This is a genomic window from Jiella avicenniae (assembly GCF_021390325.1).
GTDB classification, from domain to species: domain Bacteria; phylum Pseudomonadota; class Alphaproteobacteria; order Rhizobiales; family Rhizobiaceae; genus Jiella; species Jiella avicenniae.
Genome location: NZ_JAJUWU010000012.1, coordinates 1 through 3,080 on the forward strand (window position 1 = coordinate 1; position 3,080 = coordinate 3,080).

The following is a 3,080-nucleotide window of genomic DNA, read 5'->3' on the forward strand; positions in this document are numbered from 1 at the left end:
TTGTCGAGCCATGTATTCAGACGAAGCTGGCGAAATGACTCGCGGTCGACAGGCGAGCGCTTGCCGGTAGCGGCTTCCCCTCGCAACTCACTGAGGGGTGGATAGCCATAGACTGGAGTTCCCCCGGTTTTGTGGACACGATCTGACTTTCAAAGGAGAGTGTCCGAGTGCCAAGAACAAGAGCGCCCTATTCAGCGGAGTTTCGGGAGCAGATGATTGCGCTGGTTCGCGCTGGCCGTCGCCCGGAAGATCTGGCGAAGGAATTCGAGCCCTGCGCCCACACGATTTATGGCTGGGTCCGCAAGGCCGACCTTAGCGGCGATGGAAACGCTGCTGGCCTGGAAGAGAAGGAGCGGGCTGAGCTGCAACGTCTTCGCAAGGAGAACAAGCAGTTGCGGCTGGAGCGCGATATCCTGTCAAAGGCCGCGGCCTGGTTTGCTCAGAACGACGGGACGTCGTTCAGGTCTTCGAATTCATGACCGCGAACCAGGCCCAATTTCCGATCCAATCGATGTGCGAGGTGTTCGGTGTCTCGCGTTCGGGCTTCTACGCTTGGCGCGGCCGCTCTCCCTGCAATCGCGCCGTTGAAGACGCGACGCTCTCGCAAAGGATCGCGGCAATCCACACTGCGTCTCACCAGACCTACGGCGCACCACGGATCCACGCGGAGCTGCGCGAGAATGGAACTGCGGTCGGTCGTAAGCGGATCGAGCGGCTGATGAAGGCCAATGGCCTCGCTGGTATCAGCCGCCGCCGCTCGGCGCGGACGACGATCCGCGATGATCGCGTCCGTCCGGCATCCGATCTTGTCGATCGCAATTTCTATGCTGACGCGCCGAACCGGCTCTGGGTCGCCGACATCACCTATATTCCGACCTGGGCCGGCTTCCTCTATCTCGCGGTCGTGCTCGACGCCTTCTCGAGGCGCATCGTCGGCTGGTCGATGGCAAACAACCTGAAGACCCAGGTGGTTGTCGACGCGATGAACATGGCACTCGCCCAAAGACGCCCCACGAATGTCATTCATCATTCGGATCAGGGCTCGCAATACACGTCCGTGGCCTTCGGGCTCCGATGCAAGGAGGCCAATGTCCGTCCGTCGATGGGATCGGTCGGCGATGCCTACGACAATGCAATGTGCGAGAGCTTCTTCGCCACGCTCGAATGCGAACTGCTCGATCGACGAAAATTCCCGACCAAGGCCGAGGCGCGCATGGCCGTCTTCAGCTTCATCGAGGGTTGGTACAATCCTGGTCGCCGCCACTCGGCCCTCGGCTACAAATCACCGATCGAATACGAAAGGAGCGTCAAAGCCGCGTCGCAGAGTGTAAGCCCCTAACTGTCCACAGAAACGGGGGAACTCCACGCCGTCGTCTCGCGCTCGCCGGAGGCGGCGAGGAATTCGTCGGTCGATTGCGTCACGCGCTGCGCAGGGACAGTGGCGATCGGCGTCCAGGCGCTCGAGGCGGTGCCGTAGTCGTCAACCGTCTCGATCTCGCGCGAGATCGTGATCTTCCTGTCCAGCTTGCCCGCCTTCATTCTGCGGCCTCGACGAGCGCTTCAGTGGAAATTACGGCGTGTCCGATGTTGCCGCTAGGATCGCGAAGGAAGCGGCAACCAGAAACCAGAAAATCGACAAGGTGGAAGCCGTTGATCACGGGTTGCGTCGCGAGCGCGTTCGTCACGGCGCCGGTGATGATCTTCGCTTGCGAAAGCCCTTCCTCGAATGTCCAAACGTGAAGATCGAGGTAGCAACGGACGTGCTTGCGGCTGAAGGTGATCTGTTCAAGCACGGTCTGGCCTTCGCCGTGAATGATCGTCGGGAATTTCTCCGGGCGTGTGCCAGCGTCGCGGATCATGTTCGGCTCGACGAGCGCCACGACGGCAGGATCGGCGATCAGGGTGGCGCGGATGGCGCGCTGAAGCTCGCGAGAAGGCTCGATCATTTCGAAAATTCCAGCTTGATGGCCTTGCCGATCTCGCGCTTTAGCCGGCGCTGGATTTGGTCTTTGTTCAATCGGTATGCCGGAAACATGAAGGGCTGCGCTGGCGTCTCGGCGGTGCCGTGCTCGACGAACATCGCATAGAAGGCTTTATCGTCGCCGGCCTTTACGACGCGCTGAAGGTCATGCTCGCCGGCTTCTCTGCAGATCGAGTTCTTCAGGTCGCCGTCGTCTTCAGGTGCGAGATGCTTCGCAGCCGCGACGAGCTGATCAGCGGATTTATCCAGCGCCGGGATGACGGCCTCGCGCACGGCGCGCGGGATGGCGTCGAAACGGAGCTTCAGCTTGGCGAGCTGATCGGACGAACGCGCCACGTCAGAAGCTCCATTCCCGGTGCGGCGACAGAAGCCGAAGCGTTTCCTCGGGAACGCCGTCGCCATAGCCCTCGCGGCTTTCATAGTGGGCTGCGGTGACCTGAAGGACTGCCTCGACGATCGAGGCCGGAACGGGATCGAAGTCGGCGAGCGGCTTGCCGATCCATCGCGCAATCCAGTCCTCAGCCGATGCCAGCTTCATCGTCAGAAGCTCGTCTTCGGACGTGTCGGATTGATCGAGCCGGAGGTGCGACTTCAGGTCGGACAGAATGACGGTGGTCATTGCTGATAGCACTTTCCTACAATGAGATGTCCGGTATTTGCTGTTTCAGCTCTGATGATCGGCTGAAGGTTTATTGACATGAACGTCGATGTTAGAGCGTTGAAATAGAATTCTTCGGTATCAGACACGCATTTCAAGTTTAGGTATTGCTGCGTCATTTCCTCACAATCATTGATTTTTCTACTTCCTACAGAAATGCTGTATTTGTCCGCGCTTTCATCGTAAATTACGGCGTTGCTCGATCCGACGGTAGGAACAATCGAAGTGTTCCAGCGGAAATTGCTGAATTCGACAATTGTAGCTTTTTCAGCTTCGCATAGTGCGATCAGATTGCTGGCCGCTTGGACCTGCGTGGCGGTTCCCAGAGAGATGGTTAGAGCGAGGGCTAGGGCGCGGACTCATTGTGCATTGATCCAGATGCGGATGGCAGCGAGCTTGAGCGCGGCCATGAAGTTGTCGGCCCGTCGGTCATAACGGGTG

Annotated in this window: 5 protein-coding genes; 1 reads left to right on the plus strand and 4 read right to left on the minus strand. The window is 59.2% G+C overall.

Annotated elements, in window-relative coordinates; all coding sequences use genetic code 11:
• Positions 1 to 167: 167 nt before the first annotated feature.
• Positions 168 to 1,339 (plus strand): IS3 family transposase gene (locus LZD57_RS13090; RefSeq protein WP_233719928.1). Its coding sequence is split into 2 segments (ribosomal slippage): positions 168 to 417 and positions 417 to 1,339, totalling 1,173 coding nucleotides; the frame shifts between segments, so codons are not numbered across the junction.
• Here the strand turns inward: LZD57_RS13090 and LZD57_RS13095 are convergent.
• From LZD57_RS13095 to LZD57_RS13110, 4 genes are read right to left on the minus strand one after another with little or no spacing between them, the layout of a single operon-like run.
• A complete protein-coding gene (locus LZD57_RS13095) occupies positions 1,336 to 1,539 on the minus strand; it encodes a phage head completion protein (RefSeq protein WP_233719929.1) in 204 nt (67 codons plus the stop codon). The genes LZD57_RS13090 and LZD57_RS13095 overlap by 4 nt on opposite strands.
• Positions 1,536 to 1,946: a DUF3168 domain-containing protein gene (locus tag LZD57_RS13100; RefSeq protein WP_233719930.1), complete on the minus strand. Its 411-nt coding sequence runs from the start codon at positions 1,944 to 1,946 to the stop codon at positions 1,536 to 1,538. Before LZD57_RS13100 ends, LZD57_RS13095 begins: the two co-directional genes overlap by 4 nt.
• Positions 1,943 to 2,317: an HK97-gp10 family putative phage morphogenesis protein gene (locus LZD57_RS13105; protein WP_233719931.1), complete on the minus strand. Its 375-nt coding sequence runs from the start codon at positions 2,315 to 2,317 to the stop codon at positions 1,943 to 1,945. The genes LZD57_RS13100 and LZD57_RS13105 overlap by 4 nt, the downstream gene beginning before the upstream one ends.
• A 1-nt stretch (position 2,318) precedes the next feature.
• Positions 2,319 to 2,600: a head-tail connector protein gene (locus LZD57_RS13110; RefSeq protein ID WP_233719932.1), complete on the minus strand. Its 282-nt coding sequence runs from the start codon at positions 2,598 to 2,600 to the stop codon at positions 2,319 to 2,321.
• Positions 2,601 to 3,080 lie beyond the last annotated feature (480 nt).